Here is a 21,519-nt window from a genome sequence, read left to right as displayed (position 1 = left end):
TAAACTGAAAACGAGATAAGGAAACTCTTTCTATTTTTGATTAAACCTAAGTGATATGGAAGACATCAAGGATTTAGTAACTGTAAATGATTACTGTGCACCTCTTAACTTATCGAGTTTACACCCTCTGGTGAGCGTGGTTGATTTATCCAAAGGGGAATGGCCGAAGGAAAATGTGGCTAAGGCGATTCGTTATAATTTTTATGGGGTTTTCTTGAAACAGGGAGAGAACTGTACGCTTAGATATGGACGCCAAAATTATGATTACCAAGATGGTACCCTTGTTTTTATAGGACCTGGACAGGTTGTGAATATTTCAAATGTAGATCATACAAAAAAAATTTCAGGATATGCGCTCTTGTTTCATCCTGATTTTCTTCACGGTTCAAATTTGGGAAAGCAGATGGATGATTATAGTTTTTTCTCTTATCAGCTTTTTGAAGCTTTGCATATATCGCAAAAAGAGCGTCAAATCGTGTTGGATTGTTTTGAAAAAATTCAAATTGAACTCTCAGAACGAATCGATAAGCATACCAAATCAGTTGTTTTATCAAATATTGAGCTGTTTTTGAATTATTGTAAGCGCTTTTATGATCGGCAGTTTATTACTCGAGACAATGTGAATTCGCGAGTTGTAGCCCAATTGGAAACTTCTCTAAAAACGTATTTAAGCTCAGAAAAGGCAAAAGAACATGGAGTTCCTTCCGTGGCCTACTTTGCTGAGGAACAGAATCTTTCCCCGAATTATTTTGGAGATCTTGTAAAGAAAGAAACCGGAAAAAGTGCTCAGGAATTTATCCAATTGAAACTAATTGAGGTAGCCAAGGAGCGGATCTATGATCCACAATTGACTCTCAGTGAGATTGCTTATGGATTAGGTTTTAAATATCCGCAACATTTTACCCGATTGTTTAAAAAGCAAGTTGGATTGTCTCCAAAAGAGTATAGAGAGTCTATGAATTAGACTTGTCGAAAGATTTTGGCTTGTAAACAAACTGATCACTTTCAAAGGAACTTTTTGAGTTCTCTTTTGCCAATTTTTTTTGATGAGTTCGTTGGGATGTGAAAGCCTAAACACTCTGATCTACTTTCACTTTGGGTTTTCTGTTGATCCCCTAACTGTTCACTGAGTAATTGACCCATATCATTCCTCTGTTGCTTGCAATTCTGTGGGATGTTTCGAAAAGCATAGGCAGAAAATCATTCTTTGTGGTATTCAGGGTGTTTAAAGTATAAGGAGATTGACTTAGCCTGATGAATTTGGTATATTATAAGAGCATTAGAAAAGAAGTATTTATAGACTCATGATTATGGTTCAGTCTATCCAAATACTGATAAAATGAGGGGAAATATTTCACTGACCAAAATATTGCTATTATGACCGTTGATTTCCAAAATCTAAGTAAACGAGAGTATCAATTACTTCTCAAATTTCCAGCCTATGTTTCCTTACTTGCTGCCAATGCAGATGGGAAATTGGATGATAGTGAAAAATCATCAGCCGTTGAATTAGCACATATTAAATCTTACAATTGTGACCCGCTGCTTTCTGATTTTTTCAAGGAAGTGGATGAGAATTTTGAAGAGACTTTGCAAAAACTCGACAAATCACTTCCGAAGGAGAAATCCAAAAGGGATGCTGCTATCATCGCTCAGTTAGAAAAAATAGAAAATCTTTTTTCTAAGATGGAGCCCGAGACCATAGCGGTCATTCATAAAAGTATGAATTCGTTTAAAGACCATATTTCCTTGGCCCATCATAATGCCCTGATTGATTTTTTATTCCCTTTACGGACGCTTGGCTTATCGGATTATTAGAGGTCCAATAGGTCTTTGTTAATGAAGAGTTGGATGTTGGAAATACTGGTTTTTTTAGAGTCAAAAAAAGGCTTGATTCATGTAATTCGAACAAAATCGAGAAGTCTTTTAAGCTCTGGATTATTAATTAAAAAATAAAGCCAAAACACACATGTCATCTATTTCTAAAATAGCCATACTTACCTCTGGTGGAGATGCCCCAGGTCTGAATGCCTGTATCAGATCGTTAGTCAGAACAGCAATTTTCCATGGAATAAAAACTATTGGAATTCATCGAGGCTATGATGGAATGATCGAAGGGGATTTTTTTGAAATGGACGCAGGTACCGTGAGTAACATTATCCAAAAAGGGGGGACCATTTTGAAATCTTCCAGAAGCGAGCGATTTAAAACTCCGGAAGGTAGAGAAACCGCCTTTCAGCAACTCAAAAAAGCAGGAATTGAAGCTGTATTAGTAATAGGAGGGGATGGTTCCCTCGCAGGAGCCAAATATTTCGCAGCTACTTATCCGATTCCCTGGATAGGGATTCCCAAAACCATAGACAATGATATTTCAGGAACTGATTATGCAATCGGTTTTGATACTGCAACCAACACGGCTATGCAAGCCATAGATAATATCCGTGATACAGCTGAATCTCACAATAGGATCTATTTTGTGGAAGTAATGGGTCGTAATTCCGGTTCTATCGCTTATAAAACAGGTATCAGTGTAGGGGCTGAGGCAATCTACATACCTGAAACTAATACTGACCTAGAACACCTATTCGACGTTTTTGAGAGAGGATGGAGTAGGAAGAAAAGCTCATTAATCGTGGTAGTTGCTGAAGGTGATGAGGCGGGTGGAGCCTTTGCCATTTCGAAAAAAGTAAAGGAAAAGTTTCCTCAATTTGACATGGCTGTTTGCATATTGGGTCATGTGCAGCGAGGAGGATCTCCTACCTGTAATGATCGGGTTCTGGCTACCAAGTTGGGAGTGGCAGCGATTGATGCACTTTTATCAGGGCAAAAAAATATCATGGTAGGAGAAGTGAAAGGAGAAATTCTATATACGCCATTAGAGAATGTTGTGAAAAGACATTTGGAAATAACGCCTGCCATGACAGAGTTAATAGATATTTTATCTATTTAAAGGGAAGGTAGGCCTGATATCAAGTATTCATTCAATGCAGTAACTAAACTATTATTTTAATCAGGTTTCAGAATTTGTAAAGAAAAGAACCTCTACTTCGTGTTCTGCACCATCATCAGCAAGGATTATCACCTTATCCTTTTGCGCAGCTCCGTCAACTGTCAAAGTCATCCCAGATTCACCATCTTTTTGGATAATAGTTATATGGTAATTCGCAGATTTATAGGAATAATGGATTTTAAATGACTTCCATTCTTTTGGGACACAAGGAGTGATTTTTAGCTGATTTCCTTCCCGTTTTAAGCCAAGGAATGACTCCACAATCAGCCGATACATCCAGCCGGCCGAGCCAGTATACCAAGTCCATCCTCCACGTCCTGCATGGGATTTATTTGCATATACATCTGCTGCGATTACATAGGGCTCTACTTTATAAATGGCTATTTCCTCCGGAGTTTTACCATGGTTTACTGGGTTGATCATATTCAATAATTCCCAGACCCGTTTGTTATCACCCAATTTTGCAAAAGCCATAATCAGCCATATGGAAGCATGTGAGTATTGCCCACCATTCTCTCTTATGCCAGGAACATATCCTTTGATGTAACCAGGATTCAAGTCCGATTTATCAAATGGAGGTTCCAGCAACTGGATGATCCCGAGGTCCTTTTGTACCAGATTTTTATAGGCTGATTCCATGGCAACATTTGACCTGGAGGCTTCACCACCTTCTGACAATACCGACCAGCTTTGGGAAATCGAATCTATTACGCATTCAGTATTCTTAGATGAACCGAGTGGGGTACCATCATCAAACCATGCGCGCTTATACCATTCTCCATCCCAAGCATGTAGCGCAATATTTTCTTTGAGTTGCCTGGCTTGTTTTTCGCATTCATCTGCAAATTGGGCATCATTATGCGGCCGAGCGATTTCGGCGAATTTGAGTAGGATGTCATAAAGAAAAAATGCCATCCAAACACTTTCCCCTTTTCCTTCAATTCCCACTCTATCAAACCCATCGTTCCAATCTCCGGCACCCATTAAGGGTAAACCTTTTTCACCATAGTTGAATCCATTCCTTATTGCCAAGACACAATGATCATAGAGTGAAAGCGAATCGTTGGATTGAACAGGAAGATCATAATAGGATTCTTCGTGTTGGTTTAATTTTCTTCCTTCCAAAAAAGAAATTGGTTGATCTAAAATAGTAGAATCAGCAGTAAATGAAATATAATGAGCCGTGACAAATGGCAGCCAAAGAAAGTCATCCGAGCATCGGGTACGAACTCCACGTCCTATAGGTGGGTGCCACCAATGTTGAACATCTCCTTCTTTGAACTGACGGGATGCGCAAAGTAAGATTTGTTCGCGTGCCAATTGTGGCGCTACATGAAGTAAGGACATGACATCCTGTAACTGATCCCTGAAACCAAAAGCGCCACCGGATTGGTAAAATCCGCTGCGTCCCCAAAGCCTGGAAGAAAGTGTTTGATACGTAAGCCATCCGTTCGAAATCACATTGATTGCTTCGTCTGGTGTTTCCACCTGCAGCTTTCCAAGCGTATTTTTCCAATAATTTTTTACTTTTTGAAGTGAATCCAATGCTGCTTCATGTCCCTGGAATTGCTGTACAAGATCCTTTACATTGCTGATCGTATTTCCAGCGCCAAGGGTGAAAATAATTTCCCTTTCTTCATCAACCTGTAATTCAAATGGGACCTGGATAGCGGCGCAAGGATCTAAACCCAGTCCGGTTTTCCCCGAAAGTCTCTTTCGATACATTGCATTGGGTTTTTGTAAGGTTCCGTTGCGGCCGATAAATTCTGTCCGATCAGCTGTAAAAGTCTTCCTTACCCCATTTGCGTCGAAAAATGCAACCCGATTGGAAAACTCCATGCTATAGGGGTTTTTTGCAAATAAGGTGCTGTTTTCCACATCCGATTCAGTACGGATATGCATTGCCGTTTTTGTTCTATTATCACCTAATACCCACTCGATGTAGCCAGTCGCAGACAGTTTGCGTTTTCTTCTTGATTGATTGCGAATTTTTAAAACCGTGAATTTGACTGCGGCTTCCAAATCGACATAAACCAACATTTCTGAATAGATCCCGTCTTCGACGTGTTCAAATGTGCTGTAGCCGAATCCATGGCGTACAATATATGGCGATTCTCCACCTGCAGGTAGCAAAGAAGTAGACCAAAAGTGGCCGCTCTCTTCATCACGTAGGTAATAGGCTTCTCCTGGAGTATCACTTACAGGGTCATTGTTCCATGGGGTGAGTCTTAACTCATGGGCATTTTCAGTCCAAGTGTAAGAGCCTCCGCTTTCGGAAACAACGGTTCCGAAACTAGGGTTTGCAATTACATTCACCCAAGGAGCAGGGGTTTTACTTTTTTGGTCTATGATAATTACATATTCGCGTCCGTCTGGAGAAAATCCACCTGTTCCGTTGTAGAAATGAAGGCCTTCTGGTTTTGAAACGGTTGAATAAACAGGGCGGTAGTTCCGTGGTGAATTCAGATAGGGGATAGTCAATTTTGTAGGTGCTTTGCGCTTCACCTGATCAGATAAAGGTCCTTCACTATCTGAAATATTTAACCTTGCGACGGTTTGAAATAAAATTCGATCCTCATTGGATATTTGTTCTATTGTTCTCACAAAAACTCCTCCGGGGCGGTCTCGCAATTCCATTGGAACCAAGGCCATAATTTCATTCTGAAAAATTTGCCGATAGCCGCCATGGTTTTCGTTCCAGATCACCAGGTCAACTATCAGGCCTTTCATACGCCAATAAGCGTGCGCTTTTATCAATTGTTTCACCAATTGCATGTTGGCCTGCCTTTCAATTTTTAGTAAAATAATAGGTAGGTCACCTGATATTGCATAGCCCCATAAGCCAGATTGTTGACGGCGATTATTTATTAGGATAGAAGGATCTGCTCGAAATGCTGGGTTTGCGAATAGAATCGAATTGGCAAGCCGTGCATACAACTGTGCATCACCTTCGGATGCATTTATTTGACGAAGGACTACCTGGCTATGAGTCCATGCCAATTCAAAAATTCGGTCTTTATGATATTTGTCCTGGTATTTACTGATCTGTCTTTGGCAAATTTCCTGGGATTCGGCCATACCAGTAATCATGTCCAGAGTGACTGTCTCTGCTGGCTCAAGTATGATTTTATACCGTATAGCTACAATGGGATCTAATACTGCACCTTGGTTTCCTGAAAGTGGTCCTCTATCGTTCATTGCTTGCGGGTTTACGATAGAATTACCTCGACCGATAAATTTCATTCTATCGGTTTCATATGATATTTCTTCTGCAAGTTTGCCATGCATGCTCATCATGTGACACATCCATGGCGGACGCTCTTCTGCAGACCTTGGTCTGCGGGTACAGATTATGGCATGTTGCTTAGGGAGGATTTCTGTTTGTACAAAAAGATTACTAAATGCAGGTTGTATAATATCTGAAGGAGCATGTGCTAACACTACTTCGGCATAACTGGTAACCTCCAATGTCCGGCTTTTAGAGGAATGATTTGAAATACGGAACCGGCGCATCTCGATATCGTCCTCAGGGGATACCACTATTTCTGTATGTGTTTCGATCTCATTATAAGATGTCCTGAAGTCCACATGACCATGTGCGAAGCCTGTTTCGTATTTTTTGCCCTTTCGCAAAGTTGGTTGTTTCGTGTTGGACCAGAAAAGGTTGCTTTCCAAATCACGGATATAACAAAATGTACCCCAATTATCGCGCGTAGCATCTTCACGCCAGCGGGTCACTGCAAAATCTTTCCATTTGCTGTAGCCTCCCCCGGAATTGGTTACCATTACATGGTATTTACCATTGGATAATAGCTGAACTTCAGGTATTGGAGTATCAGGCGTATGGATTATTCTGGTTTCTGAAGCAGTAGGTGCAGGCGTAATGCTGAATATATCCGTCGTATGTGCAAAGTAGGTAGTGGCTTTAGGAATTCGCTCCTGAAGTAATAAAAGTGCTGCCCTAAACTGTGGCTCAGCTTCAAATAAACGTTGCATTGGTTTGTCCAAAAGAAAGTATGCTAAAGAGAGCAAACTCATCCCTTGGTGGTGCGCCATAAACGAATAAACAATAGCATGATTTTGTCCTCTGGGCAGCCGGGATGGCGTATAATCAATGGCTTCATAAAAGCCGTATCGGCCTTCAAATCCTTGTTTTTTCAACAGTTCAAGATTTTTGCAAGCTTTTTCTGGCGCTACCATCAAAGCAAGTGCAGATGCATAAGGAGCGATTACAAAATCTTCTTCGAGCCCGCGCTTTAATCCTAAACTAGGAACACCAAATGCACTGTATTGGTAGTGGGATTCGGTACTGATCATATTATAACCTGACTCTGAAACACCCCAAGTCTGCCCTTCTCTTCCATCTTTTGAATGGCAATTTATCTGACACATTACTGCTGCATTTGAAGTTTGGTCCAGCAAGGTGTTTTCATAAGTAGGCATGACTAATAGGGGCATCAGGTATTCAAACATGGAACCGCTCCACGAAAGCAGAATGGGTTCACCCATGATGTTAGTAAGCAATCGTCCTAACGCAAACCAACTCTCCTCCGGCAGACTTCCCTGAGCGATACCAACGAAAACACCTAGCCTAACCTCCGATGCCAACAAGTCATAATAACTGGCGTCTGCTTGTCGCTCTTTTACATTGTATCCTATACTGAGTAGTTTACTTGACTTGTTGTATAAGAATCCCCAATAGATATCTGCCAACTCTTTGCACTCTTGGGCAAGAACTTGAGAGGATGCAATTAGTCTTTGCGTGAATTGAACCGAAGTTGTTAAAGCTGTTTGAAATAATTCAAGCCATTTCTTTTCTTCGTTTGAGTAATCAGAATTTTGATGATTATTTATTTCTTCTTGCAGCCTAAGTGCTTTGATCAATAATTCGTTGAGCGTTAGGTTTTGATTGAGGGTTGTAGGATACTTGAATTTTGAAGGTGCAGATTTCAACAGTTCCCAAGGTTTGAAAATCTGAAGGGCTTTCTCAAACTGTTGCAACTGGGTTTTTAAAGCCTGCTTCCACCAGTAGGTTTCACTTTCCTGGTCATTATTTAAATAGGGATAGACAGCAGCAAAGCTTTTTGTCAATTTGGCAATTCCCAATTTTACTTCGTAAGGATTACTTAAATCAAGTTCAGAAACCGTTTTTAATTCTTCTTCGAAAGGATGTAGGATCTTTTTTTCTTTTTCCTCTAAGCTGTCCAAAAGTACACCGAGCGTGTCCTGAAGACCTTCAAATAGTTTTGAACTGATTATGTTTTGATTTGAAATGGCGAGCATCCCTTGCCGCAGCACGAGTAAGTGGCCCGCTAGATTCCCACTATCCACTGTTGAAATGTATTTTGGAAATAGTGGTTCTAATGTTTCTGTATTGTACCAATTATAGAAATGGCCTCTATACCGTTCCATTTTCCTCATGGTGCCGATGGTATTCGATGTTCGTTCGATCAGCTGTGATGTTGTGATATAGCCAAAGTCACGGGCAGTTAAGTTAGCAAGGAGGGAAACCCCGATATTGGTCGGGGAGGTCCGATGTGCTAGGGCTTCTATTGGTTGTTCTTGATAGTTGTCAGGTGGCAACCAATTATCCTCCGGCCCTACAAAGTGCTCAAAGAAGCGCCATGTTTTTCGTGCCATTTTTCGGAGAAATATATTTTGGTGTTCCTTAAGAACTACCGATTTTTTTACGCGGGGTTTACTTGCCCACCAAGTAATAAAAGGAGCGATAAGCCAGAGAAAGGCAACAGGAGCTGCAGGTGCAAATTTATCAGGAGAGAAAAATGCCAAGTAAGAGAGCACTATAATTGGGAGCACAATCGCTATCCACATGGAAGCGTATGATGCAGCTAAGCTTGTCCGATTATCTGTCCAATGGTTTGCTGAAGGGTCCCATTCAAGGAGATTTCTCTTACTTATGAGTTTTCTCCAAAGTGTTTTGCTGATAGCGACTGTATTGACATAGGCTTCATAGGGTAGGCATATGATGCCAAACAGCATTTTAATCGAATTGTCTGCAATGCTCTGAATGGAATTCTTGATATGGTAGATTAAAAAGACATCTTTAGGCTTTCGAATCGTATTCCATAATGACGTGAAAATAATAGGAACAATAATAATCCCAGTAACTACTACAGTCCAAATCAGAGAGGATTGAAACAGTAGCCAGCCTAGAAGCAATAGCGCTATCAGTGAAATCGGGACGAGACTTCGCCTGATATTATCAAAAATTTTCCAGCGGGATAAGGCAGAAATCGGATTTTTAAGCCATTTCCCATCAGGTCCGGGGACAAATGGTAAAAACCAGGAAAAGATCTGCCAGTCACCTCGAACCCAGCGAGCGTACCTCTTCATATCGGAATCATATCGGGTAGGATATTTTTCAAATAATTGGACATCACTTACTAATCCTGATCGCAGGTAGCAACCCTCTAGAAGGTCATGACTCAGAATGGTATTCTCCGCAAACTTTCCATCCAAAACATTCCTAAAAACATCTACCTCGTAAATTCCCTTTCCGATGAAAGATCCTTCCTGAAATAAATCCTGATACACATCTGAAGAAGCTCGTGTATATGGGTCTATGCCTGGCTCATTACCGTGCATACGTGCATAGACTGAGCCTGTAATATCCGGTAAGCTGACAGAAACTCTCGGTTGCAAAATGCCATATCCTTTGGTGACACGTTTTTTTTGCTCATCATAAATGGCGTGGTTGAGTGGATGTGCCATGGTTCCGATTAGTTTCCAAGCCGTTCCCATAGGGAGTTGGGTATCTGCATCGAGCGTGATCACATATTTTATTTCTGCAAAAACAGATTGATCGGCAACAATATGAGAGAAACATTCTTTTGAACTGCCTCGAAGCAATGCGTTTAACTGCGCTAATTTTCCACGCTTTCTTTCATAGCCCATCCAAGTATTCTGTCGACCATTCCATTTGCGAGGTCTGTGAAAAAGAAAGAACAATTCATTATTTTCCTTTTTATATTTCTTATTCAGGGCTGTGATTTTCGCGAGTGCTGATTCTATGAGTTTTTTATCTCTGGGTAGTGTTTCTTCCTTTGAATCAGTAAAATCTGTCAGTAATCCAAAGTGGAGGTTTTCATTTCTGTTTGCCAGAAAACGAATTTCCAGGGATTCGACCAGTCTTTCTAATTCCTTCAAACTCGAAAGCATAGCGGGGATAACGACCAAAGTTCTGGAGTCCTCCGGTATTTTGCGGGAAAAATCCATTCTGGGAAGTAAATGGGGCTTAGCCAATAAAGTGGAGATGTAATTGACCAACGATATTGACAGTTGACTGACGGATAGCAGTGTAAGGATTGAAATAAAAATCAAAAGCCAAATGCTTTTAATCTCAGTTCTCACTTCCATAAAAATACCACCACTAATAGCTAAAGTGAGGAGTAGGATAGAAGCTAGGTAAAAGAAGACTCCGTTTTTATGTAGGAAATAGCGAAATTTTTGAAAAAGTGAAACGGGAGTTTTCGTCACTTTTTCCAGCTCTTTAAAACCTGAGCCGATAAGGTAATATCCAACATGGGAGGTTCGCTGATCCTCGTCGCTGTCGGTAGCACTTTGATGCGCTAGCTGAATGGCAATTCGGGCTACTTCTTGCTCTTCTAATTTGCTTTTTCTTGAAATATCCTCCACCACATGACGATACCGGTCTCTTGTTGCGAAATCCATTGCTCCGTAGATTCCATGAATGTCCTCTTGAAGTATTCGTTCTACGATACTGTGCTTCTCTACAAAATCCCTCCAGTTGATCGCATCAAGAAATCGAAGGCTATTGATATTATTACTCATCGAAACCTGATGCGCGGCCTGCTTTTGAACTTCTGCGTTCACTAATTCCTGACTGGTCATGCCGATTTCGGCCAATTGCTGTTCGATCCAGTTTAGCGGCATTGCCAAATCAGGGCCTCTTCCTCTAAGTTTACGTACCAATTCGGCCACAAAAGCATCTACCATCGGCGGGTTGGATCGGGCCATATCTGCGATAATCAGGATCAGATTTTTTGGATCTTTTTCGGAAGTTTTTATCATTTTCCGAGCCCAGTGATTGGCCAGATCAGAATTCACTCTATCTAGCGCGACATGTGATGCCACTAGTCTGAGATTCTCGATTAATGCCAGTCTTAGCATGATCGGGATCGCCCATAACTCACCAAGTTTTAGATTGGTGACTGTCTGATAAGCATTTACAAAATTGCTCAGCGTTTCGATATCTATTCTTCCGTCACCATGAGAAATGACTTGCTGGATGATATCATAGACTCGGGTTACACCTTTTGGATATCCATTGGAAAGTTGAGGAAGTTCTTCGCTGTATTTTTTTGGGAAATTGAACTTAGCACTACGAATATTTTCTTCAATCAGGTAGAAATTATCTATCAACCATTCTCCTGCAGGGGATATTTGATGTTTATGTTTTATGGAGTCAGTGAGCAGTTTTCGGACTTCGCGCAAAATTGATTCGTTTTCCGCTAGCCGTTTGAGCAATTGATCCTTTGAGGGGTTTAAACTTAATTGATGAGTTTCTGCCAAAGCTTTCCCAAACTGCTTCATCTGTTCAGAGCTATATAGCTCCGTATTTAGCTGAATCTCCCCCTGGTAATTTGGAGAAGAAGTCTTGGGTCGGAAAAAAGTCTTCATATCTGATATGAATTCCTTCGCTGTAGAAACTAATCTCATTTTATTAATAAATTTCTTTTCGACAAGCAGGATTGCTTACTAATACCACTAAAAATTTGTTTTCATAAAATATGTAAACAATGGTATCATGACTTTGATAAAGTCAAAATGATTTAAGTCTTTTTCAGAGATGATATATGTTATAGTTTGATTGAAATATTTAAACTATACAGATATAAAAAGACTTAACTAGCATATTTTATGGAATAATAATATACGAATATTCAATCTATGATTAGCAGAAAGGGAGGCTAAAAATAGAGTTAAAAGTCCCTGAAATGTAAGTCAGGTTGATTTTTTGGGTGTGTATTTTTGAAATATCAATAAGCCCACTGCACGATTCAAAAATGCTCTGCAGTCAAATCCTAATTCTCAAACTCTATCAAATCAATGGCGAGAAAGTCATATGGTTTGGAAATTGATTTTGAAAATGGATTAGATAGAACTAGAGTTGAATCCCTTATTTCCCCAAATACTTTTTGAGTTCTTTTTTGTCCATTTCCTTTGAGATGAGATCATTGGGATGAGAAGATTTGACTTCCTCCAACATTTGATCACTTTGGACTTCCTTTTGATCCACAAAAATATTCACCGGAAAATTTATCAAACCAATTCCCTGTCATCCATTTCCCATCGGCTTTGGATCATTTTGACATGGTGCTTGGTATAATTTTTTTGCAATAGTGATTTATTTAGTTGGACTTGATCAAACGTATACCTTTTTTAGTTCATTAATCTAATAACTTAGAATACGGAGAGTCAGTAATAACTGAATATTTTTTACCTAGGAACTTGGAAGGCAATGACGATCCAGCAAACTCCTTAAAAAATTTTTGATAAATATTTAGGAATTTAAAAAGAAGAAATTAGTAATCTTGGCGGAGATTTTCAGATTATATTGTTTAAAAACTTATTAAACGTATTAAGAAGCAAAAAATTGCATATTAAATGCAAATAAATGATCTTAAAGAATCTGAGGGATTGTTATTTTATTACTTTTAGGGATAATACAAGAGTAAACTACATGAATTATGACTCAACTTTAAACTTTATGGAACACTTAAACTATTTTTTCACGAAAATTCAGGCAGGTAAATATGTCCAACTCTTTGTTGGAATATTCTTCCTTTTCTTCCTCAATATTGGGAGTATTCAGGCACAGGAGCTCTTTTTTTACAGCGGAGCCAAAAAAATCTCTTTAAAGGAGGACAGAACATCTTCCATTATACAGTTTAAGGAAAACACGAATGTTCAAAGAACAGTATCTAGTATGAGATCTTCTCAATCTTTGAAAGATGTCAAGGTGCATCCTACTAGAAAAAGGGCAATCCTAACCTTTGACGGCAAACAGAATTTAAATTCAAGGCAGTTAAACAGTAACTTCTTTACCAGTACAGATCAGATAGCAAGCACTTCTTTTGCTTATCTATTAGATGGAGGTATGCTGGTTTGGCCTACCGATCAAGTTTTGCTGAAATTTAAAAGAGGAAGTTCAATAGAAGCTTTAGAGTCTCTCATGAGACAGTACCAAGCTACTTATGTCAGAACAGACCATGAGATGGTGATTTTGAAAATTGAAAATATTCAAAATGCGCTAGAATTATCAAATCTCATCTATGAAAGTGGTTTTGTGGAATGGGCGCATCCTGATTTTTATGCTGAAATCATTCATTCGGATAAATCAAATACATTAAAGGATGATAATAAGGTCACTAATAATCCTCTTTTTCCTGATGTTTTGGACCCAATATTTTCAGATCAGTTTCAGATGAACAATTCAGGTCAGACCATTGATGGATTCCCCGGATTGAATGATGCTGACTGTAATGCATTGGAAGCATGGGATATTGCTACGGGTTCTTCCGAGATCATCGTGGCGGTAATCGATGATGGAGTCGAAGAGCATGAAGATTTGGGAAATGTCTTATCAGGATATACTCCTGCAAGACCACTTGAAAATGGTAGACCAGTTGATAGTTCCCCTGATAATAAACATGGACAAGCCGTTTCGGGAATTATTGCTGCATTACATAATGGTATTGGGGTAATGGGAGTAGCACCTGCTGTGAAAATTCTGCCTATAAATATTTTTACTAGAGAGGAAACGCTTTCTGATTATGCTAGTGCATTTACATGGGCTGCTGACAACGGTGCAGATGTCATCAACAATTCTTGGGGATTTTTTAATTCTTGTTCATTTTCTGTTGATGCAATTGATGCTGCTATACAATATGCTGTCACAGAAGGACGTGGCGGTAAAGGTTCAATAGTGGTATTCGCTTCAGGAAATGGTACTCAAGGTTGTGTTGATTATCCAGCTAATAATCCTAATGTTATTGCAGTGGGTGCCTTCAGAAATACTGGTTTGATTTCATCCTACAGCAATCAAGGAACTGCGCTTGACATTACAGCACCTTCAAATGGAGCAGCAGGAGTTCGCACAACTGACCGAATGGGAGCTGCTGGCTATAGTGCAGGAAACTATACTAATACTTTTGGAGGTACATCGGCAGCTTGTCCGGTGGTGAGTGGGGTAGCAGCGCTTGTACTTTCTATGAATGCTGACCTAACAGATGCAGAGGTAAAGAAAATTTTATATTTAACTGCGATCGATATGGGAACGCCTGGCCGGGATAATACTTTTGGTCATGGTAGGGTGAATGCATTTGCGTCGGTGATAGCGGCTGATCCAACAAATACACCTCCGGTGGCGGTTATTATTGCCGATCCAACCTCCGGTGATAGTCCTTTAGTTGTGAACTTTGATGCTTCAGGTTCAAGTGATGCGGATAATGATGCCCTTACCTATACTTGGGATTTCGGTGATGGGAATATCGGGAGTGGACTGACGACAAGCCATACCTATACCACACCCGGATGGTATGATGCAGTTCTAATTGTAAGTGATGGGAAACGTCCGACTGAAGCTACGGTGGAAATCAATGCAAAATGTCCTGACAACAACATTATCGTAGAATTAGAACTTGTTTTAGATCTATATCCCGAAGATACTAGCTGGCAAATCAAAGATGCCACCGGTGGCATAGTTGCTTCTGGAGGTGGATACACAATTCCTTATAGTGTAATCAATCAACAATTTTGTTTACCGGCCGGATGTTATGACTTCGTCATTGTAGATTCTTTTGGAGACGGCATTAATGCTCAAGGTGATGGACTATACAAACTGACCCAAAGAGATAAAGTTTTAGCCAGCAGTGATGGTAATTTTGGTAGAGGAGAAACAAAAAACTTTTGTCTCGATACTGAGGTGCCTGTCTTTGCGGGTTGTCCTGCAGATATAGAAGTTCCTAACGGTTCAGGTACTTGCGAAGCTGTAGTTTCTTGGACTCCTCCTACTGCTACTGACACTAATGGTTCTGTGACTTTGGTCAGCGACTTTGAACCTGGAACTGTTTTTCCTGTTGGTGAAACGTTAGTAACCTATACTGCTACTGATTTGGCAGGAAATAAATCAACTTGTAGTTTTTCAGTAAAAGTAAATGACACCAACCCGCCTGTACCACCTGCTTCACCTGAAACCCTTAATCTTCAGTGTATCGGTGATGTCCCTGCTCCTTATGAGTTGACAGCGACAGACAATTGTAGTGGCGAGATTACGGTAATGCCGACAGTTACCCAGCAATCAACAGGCCCAACAAGTGTTTCCATTAAATACAGATGGACATTTATCGATGCTTCAGGAAATGCAGTCTTTGCGGAACAAATAATTAATGTGATTGATAATCTTGCTCCGGTACCGCCTGTAGCCCCTGCGGATTTGATACTGCAATGCGTAAGTGAAATCCCAGCAGCCATTGAGCTAACTGCGATAGATAATTGTGATGGGGAGATAAAAGTATTCCCTACCTCTACATTATTGACTAGTTCTTCTACTGGTTTTGAGTTAATCTATACCTGGACCTTTGTCGATGCATCAGGAAATTCAAGCAGCATAAGCCAAAAAATCATAGTAAAAGATAATACTGCTCCGGTCCCACCAGCGGCACCTGAAGACTTGAATCTGCAATGCGCGAGTGAAGTTCCTGCTCCGGAGACTCTCACTGCAATTGACAACTGTTCAGGATCGATTACAGTAAGCCCAGTTAGAGTAATAATATTTGGTGCTTCCCCTAATGATTTTGAGGAGATTAGGACGTGGACTTTTGTTGATAATGATGGGAACTCAAGCTCTGTAAGTCAGAGGATCGTTGTGAAAGATAATATTCCACCGACCATCACCTGCTTAGGGGATATCAACGAGACGGTTGCTTTTGGTGAAACAGGAAAAGTAATCAGCTACAACCTTCCTGCCTTTGGCGATAATTGTGGCGGCGCATCATTGTCAAGAGAAGCAGGTTTGGAAAGCGGATCCATCTTCCCATTGGGTAAAACAATCGTCACCTACCGGGCAACAGATCCTAGCGGCAACTTTACAGAATGCAGCTTTGACGTAATCGTCACCGAAGATGCAGATGCCGAAGATCCTGAGATTGCAAATTGCCCTGACAATATCTTGATATCCAACGCTCCAGGTACCTGCGGTGCTACGGTAACTTGGACTGCTCCAACGGCTTCAGACAACAGCGGTTCAGCAGATCTTGAAAGCAACTTTGAGCCGGGTGATTTCTTCCCTGTGGGCAAAACTTTAGTAATCTATACCGCTACAGACGGTTCGGGTAATAAGGCAACCTGTAGTTTTGAAGTGATTGTAGCTGATGTGGAATTGCCTGTGCTTGGATCAGTATTTGATATTAATGTAAGCATCCCATCTACCCAGTCTGAAACCAACATTTCGATAACGGAGCCTTCCGTTTCTGATAACTGTTCAGCTATTGTCACAGGAGTAAGAAGTGATGGAAAGCCACTCAGTGCCCCATATCCGGTCGGAGAAACAACGATCACTTGGTCAGCTGAGGATCCATCAGGAAATGATGCATTGGAGGTTCAGCAAATAGTGATAGTTACACAAACAAGTAATGGACAAAAGGTGACACGCTTTGTTTTGGTTAATTCCCGAACAAATCAGGACCTTTTTGAAATCATCGAAGGAATGGAGATAGACGCTGATTTGATAGAAGGACTTAAACTAAATATCAGGGCCGAAGCTGATCCAAATTCGGTCGGCAGTGTATTCTTGAGATTGACGGGTGCACGGAATGTTTCAAGAACAGAAAGTGCTGCACCTTATGCGATCTTCGGGGACGTCAACGGTAACTATTTTGATGGGGATTTAGTAAAAGGCAACTATGTTATGTTTGCGGTACCATATTCTCTTAGCGGACGAAGAGGTGTTGAAGGGGATCCGTTGACGGTCAATTTCAGCATAGTAGAGGCTTCGGTTCCTGTTAGCGGTATCAGCGTAAATCCCGGCTCTGCAGAAATAATTTTGGACAAATCTGTTCAGTTGACAGCTACCATACAGCCATCCAATGCAAGCAACAAGGCGGTGACCTGGAGTACTTCGAATTCATCTATAGCTTCAGTCAATTCAAATGGATTGGTAACAGGAAATGCTGCAGGTGAGGCAATTATTACAGCGACTTCTGTTGATGGCGGATTTACAGCTTCTGCAACGATCAAGGTGGTATCGGTTCCTGTTCTGGGAATACAATCATTCACTTTGGTCAACTCAGGTACTAACCAGGATCTGTTTGAGCTTCTTGATGGTTCGGTGATAAACCAAAGCCAAATCAATGGTCTAAAGCTGAATGTCCGGGCCAATACCAATCCTGAGATAGTAGGAAGTGTTTACTTCACATTATCTGGACCTGTTTCTACCACTAGAACGGAAAGTGCTGCGCCATATGCACTCTTCGGGGATAGGAATGGTAACTATTTCCAAAGAACATTGCCAGCAGGCAACTATACTCTTACAGCGATTCCATATTCCTTGGGAGGTAGAAGAGGTGTAGTCGGAGAAGTGAACAGAATTACTTTCACTATAACTGATACTAATGAGGCATTCAGAAAGACCACCGAAACTGGCAATGCAACTGGGTCAACTGAGAATAAGGTCATGGAGAAAGAAATTCCTAATACTATGGAAGACCAAGGTCCAGATACTTTGATCGCCTTCCCGAATCCAATCAAAGACGGAAAGGTCAGCATCAGAGATAGCAAGTTCGAAAGAGGAACAGTTAAATATGTCCTTTACAGTGCTAACGGCATGAAACTGAGAGAAGGAGAGACCGAAATTGGGGAATTAAAGACTATTCGATTAGATTTCTCCGGAAACGTCACTCAGGCTGGCATGTATATCCTGGTTCTGGATACTGATAATTATCTGGCACCAAAGATGATCCGTTTGGTTTTTGAATGATAGATGACCCGGTATTTACCGGTTAATTGAAAATTCTATTTGGTATAAGAACTTGGTTGAACCTGATCTACAAATCGTAGGTTGGGTTTAGCCAAGTTTTTTGTTTTAAATAGGTTTCAAAATGTTTGCGAGATGAGCTATTTGTACCATCAGGAATTTTAGAGCTACTGCAATATTTTTAGAATCAAATAAATATTATTTGATTAACCGCAATGATTCCCCGGTGCCTTATTTTTCTTTGCTTATCAGTCTGGAAGACCGATGACCGAAGTGCCAGTAATGCTTGTGTTTACCGAACATTAAGTCACTTTTCACCTTTTACTGATGCAATTGCGCATTGATTAAAATATTATTAAAACCCAATCCACGATTCAAAAATGCCCTTCAGTCAAATCGCAATTCTCAAACTCTATCAAATCAATGGCGAGAAAGTCATATGGTTTGGAAATTGATTTTGAAAATGGATTGGATTGAACTAGAGTTGAATTCCTTATTTCCCCAAATACTTTTTGAGTTCTTTTTTGTCCATTTCCTTTGAGATGAGATCATTGGGATGAGAAGATTTGACTTCCTCCAACGCTTGATCACTTTGGACTTCCTTTTGATCCACAAAAATATTCACCGAAAAATTTATCCAAGCCATTCCCCTGTCACCCATTTCCCATCGGCTTTGGATCATTTTGACATGGTGCTCGGTTTGCTCAGGTAGGGCAGAAGATTCTGCAATTGCCTGCCCGGGAAAAACCATTTCGCCGACAGCCACTTTGGCTGATCCTGTATTTAGTCCCGACAAGCGGCTGAAGGTTCCATCTTGGTGGTAAATCTCCAGGTAATTTTCTGAGTTAAAATCCGAAGGCCCAGATGAAGCTTTTTCTATATCCATCTTGATTTCTGAAACTATCCCTTTCCGGGGAGCGCAAATGACGGCAGGCTTTTCAAAATAAAATCCCACTCCAGTATAAGGTAGTCCATCTTGAATGCTAGTATTTTGCGGTATTTCGACTGTGAGCGGCCGCATGCTGAGAATAGTGTTTTCTTCAACTGGTATCAAATACGGAGGTCGGTCTTGGTTGATTTGCAGGTAGTCGCCCTTATACAATTTGGTGTTGTATTGGAAGCCAGTTTGCACGTTTACATATTCAGAATAGAGCTTCACCAAATTGCTTTTTCCGGGCGTGGCAACCGCATAGATCAATCTGCCATCCGGAGAGGCCAAATTTTCCAGCTTTAGAAATTCAATCTGTATGGTATAAGGGATATTACTTTTATTGAAAGCCAAAAGCGTTAGGTTTCTGTCCTGATCCTGTTCGGCTACGATTTGGACTTGAGCCTGGAGAAGATTCCCAACAAGGAAAAGCATAAAAGTGAAAAGGGGTTTCATCGCGGTATTTGTGAATAAGTTTAAAGTCTTGAAGATTATAATCTTAAGAATAAGGAAATTTAAACCAAAATTTAGTTGAATTAGGTTGTGAAAATTTAGTGAGAGTTGTTTTATGGAAATTGGAAAGGCAATTCAGATTAAACTACATCACTTGAAGTACTCAGGAAATCCCTGTACTGATTTAATCTTTTGACACGCCCATCAGGACCCAAATTCCTCAAACCGCTGGGAGAGGGAGAATATAGAATTCGTACCTCATAGATTTTTTTATTGATCTTGATAAACTGTTTTTTCTTATTTTCCTTGTCGATTAGATGATATCCTCCGAAAAGTTGATTGATTTCTTTCTTGACAAATTCGCTCGTGTAAATCAATGTAGTTATGGAGGGATGATCAATCAGAAGTTGACCTAGGTCCTTTCTGGAAATAACTGTCAATTTATCGTCGGAAGCAGACTGATTTTCTCTGGTGCATTCTGAAATGATGTCAGTAATTCCAATTCCAAGGGCTGTCAATAATGATTTGCGTTGATCAATCGCTTTTTGAGTATTTAACTTTTCTAAGGGTTCTCCAAATACTTCAGTAACCAAGTCCCAAAAGGCATTCTCCTTGCTGCCATAGTAGAAATCCACATCTGTGTCAAACAATTGTTTTTCCCCTTCAGCACAGAATCTGGCTGGAGGTATTGTACCAATAATCAACTTTGAAGCTGCTGACGGAATAAAAGGAGGGAAGGGGTGTTTGGAATTCATATGAAAATGGGTAATAGCTTTTGAGATAATACTAATTCAATTCTTGAAGCGCCTGATCAAAAAAGAAATCGGCATCAACTTTCTTTCGATACTTTCCTAGACCTGATTTATGAAGAACAGGTTTATTAAGTTCTTTAATTGGAAGAATATACAATTCATCAGGATTAGATGGTTTACCCCCAATTCCCAATGCAATAAAAACCGGGTAATTTTCTTTGTCTGCGAAAGCCTTGTAGCGTTCCAATTGCCCATCATTGGCGAAGCGGATAAAATCATCTTTAGGTTCAGATCTCCACTTGCATTCTACTGCAAAAGGGTAGGAGTTTCCTCGAAGTTTTAGTGAGAGCTGAATATCCGGTTGGGTGGTGGTATCGGCATATCGGCCTTCTACATATTTATCCCCAGCCCAATTTCGAATAGTAAAGAATTTCTTTTCAAACTTCTGTACCACGAATTTTTCAAAATCCAGTCCGGCTTTTTGATTGATATCAATCAGTTCCGATTCACTTTCTTCCTCTGATTCCGCTAGTTCTTTTCGGATCTGGACTATAGTCGAATCTGCATTTTTCCCTTCGCTCTGTGCCACCTCTCGGATCAATTTTTCTTCCTTAGGTGTCAAAATCCCGTCGGCTTTTACAGCCTGAATGATCTGATTTAAAGATTCTGGTTTTGGAGTTTTTAGAAGCAATGCAATTCCAGCTATTAAAAGAATTCCACCGAGGATGATAAGAGATATTGGGAGCATGCGGGTCATTTTAAAGTATCGGTTCTATTAATTCCCTACACTCAGAGATGGTCCAATTGTAATTCCGCTGATAAATAGGGATTACAAACTGTACCTTTGGAGCTTGAAGAAAATTGATTATTTGGATTTCGGTGGCTTTCAAAAAAGTACAGATTATGTTTGAATATTGAACAGATTACAATTTGCTTAAATGAATTTTAATACATACAATGTTAAATAGCAAATCTGAAAAAATTGATTCTACCATATTTTTTCTGTCAATTCCTAAAATTACTATATTGTTTTCAATTAGATAATTATTTTCTAAGACATCCTCTTCTTTATAAAACGTTAAAAGCTTATGGATTTCCTTCAATTGCTTTTTAATTTCTTCTATCTCAATTAATGAATTGTTTGATTTAGTTTTTTCTAATAAGATTGGGATTTTAGCAATCAAATAATTTATGTTTTTATTATTTGAATTTATTGAAATTAAATTAAATTTATCTGAACATGATACTTCTTTATGATTCAATACCTTTGCTTCTATTTGATCAATAAAACTAATAATGATTTCTCTATTTCGGGTAGTAATATTTTCTTTGTTTTGAAGGAATAATCCGAAGTATATTG

9 protein-coding genes are annotated in these 21,519 nt (G+C 39.9%); 4 read left to right on the top strand and 5 right to left on the bottom strand.

The features are described 5' to 3' along the window. Positions 1 to 55: 55 nt before the first annotated feature. From BVC88_RS19330 to pfkA, 3 genes are all read left to right on the top strand, one after another. Positions 56 to 964, top strand: coding sequence for a helix-turn-helix domain-containing protein (locus tag BVC88_RS19330; RefSeq protein WP_075352380.1), 909 nt, complete (start codon positions 56 to 58; stop codon positions 962 to 964). 413 nt (positions 965 to 1,377) lie between these two features. After that, positions 1,378 to 1,818 (top strand): hypothetical protein, encoded by a 441-nt coding sequence (locus tag BVC88_RS19325; RefSeq protein ID WP_075352379.1) that lies wholly within the window; start codon positions 1,378 to 1,380, stop codon positions 1,816 to 1,818. 160 nt (positions 1,819 to 1,978) lie between these two features. Continuing rightward, positions 1,979 to 2,950, top strand: a complete 972-nt coding sequence (gene pfkA, locus BVC88_RS19320; protein ID WP_217694775.1) for a 6-phosphofructokinase — start codon at positions 1,979 to 1,981, stop codon at positions 2,948 to 2,950. A 60-nt stretch (positions 2,951 to 3,010) separates the two neighbouring features. Here pfkA and BVC88_RS19315 read toward each other — a convergent pair whose 3' ends face one another. Continuing rightward, the gene (locus BVC88_RS19315) at positions 3,011 to 11,710 is read right to left on the bottom strand and encodes a GH36-type glycosyl hydrolase domain-containing protein (protein WP_075352377.1); all 8,700 of its coding nucleotides are present in this window, start codon (positions 11,708 to 11,710) and stop codon (positions 3,011 to 3,013) included. A 1,051-nt stretch (positions 11,711 to 12,761) separates the two neighbouring features. Here BVC88_RS19315 and BVC88_RS19310 point away from each other — a divergent pair. After that, entirely contained in the window at positions 12,762 to 18,029 is a 5,268-nt protein-coding gene (locus tag BVC88_RS19310; RefSeq protein ID WP_175574454.1) for an HYR domain-containing protein, read from the top strand. A 490-nt stretch (positions 18,030 to 18,519) separates the two neighbouring features. Here BVC88_RS19310 and BVC88_RS19305 read toward each other — a convergent pair whose 3' ends face one another. The 4 genes from BVC88_RS19305 to BVC88_RS21400 form a co-directional block, all read right to left on the bottom strand. Beyond that, on the bottom strand, positions 18,520 to 19,410 hold the full coding sequence (locus BVC88_RS19305) for a M23 family metallopeptidase (RefSeq protein WP_139316613.1): 891 nt from the start codon (positions 19,408 to 19,410) through the stop codon (positions 18,520 to 18,522). A gap of 137 nt (positions 19,411 to 19,547) precedes the next feature. After that, positions 19,548 to 20,162, bottom strand: coding sequence for a uracil-DNA glycosylase family protein (locus tag BVC88_RS19300; protein ID WP_075352374.1), 615 nt, complete (start codon positions 20,160 to 20,162; stop codon positions 19,548 to 19,550). A gap of 31 nt (positions 20,163 to 20,193) precedes the next feature. Then, a complete protein-coding gene (locus BVC88_RS19295; protein WP_075352436.1) occupies positions 20,194 to 20,907 on the bottom strand; it encodes a hypothetical protein in 714 nt (237 codons plus the stop codon). A gap of 175 nt (positions 20,908 to 21,082) precedes the next feature. Next, on the bottom strand, positions 21,083 to 21,519 hold a 437-nt coding region (locus BVC88_RS21400; protein ID WP_175574453.1), incomplete at its 5' end, for a hypothetical protein.

Origin of the sequence: Algoriphagus marinus (genome assembly GCF_001936475.1) — a bacterium.
Classification (GTDB): Bacteria; Bacteroidota; Bacteroidia; order Cytophagales; family Cyclobacteriaceae; genus Algoriphagus; species Algoriphagus marinus.
Note: the sequence above shows the minus strand (reverse complement) of the source record. Positions and strands in the feature narration are given on the sequence as shown.

Excerpts from the sequence above, each read along its gene's own strand:
- BVC88_RS19330 (WP_075352380.1), top strand. The coding sequence starts at position 56 with ATGGAAGACATCAAGGATTTAGTAACTGTAAATGATTACTGTGCACCT.
- BVC88_RS19325 (WP_075352379.1), top strand. The coding sequence starts at position 1,378 with ATGACCGTTGATTTCCAAAATCTAAGTAAACGAGAGTATCAATTACTT.
- BVC88_RS19315 (WP_075352377.1), bottom strand. The coding sequence starts at position 11,710 with ATGAGATTAGTTTCTACAGCGAAGGAATTCATATCAGATATGAAGACT.
- BVC88_RS19310 (WP_175574454.1), top strand. The coding sequence starts at position 12,762 with ATGGAACACTTAAACTATTTTTTCACGAAAATTCAGGCAGGTAAATAT.
- BVC88_RS19305 (WP_139316613.1), bottom strand. The coding sequence starts at position 19,410 with ATGAAACCCCTTTTCACTTTTATGCTTTTCCTTGTTGGGAATCTTCTC.
- BVC88_RS19300 (WP_075352374.1), bottom strand. The coding sequence starts at position 20,162 with ATGAATTCCAAACACCCCTTCCCTCCTTTTATTCCGTCAGCAGCTTCA.
- BVC88_RS19295 (WP_075352436.1), bottom strand. The coding sequence starts at position 20,907 with ATGCTCCCAATATCTCTTATCATCCTCGGTGGAATTCTTTTAATAGCT.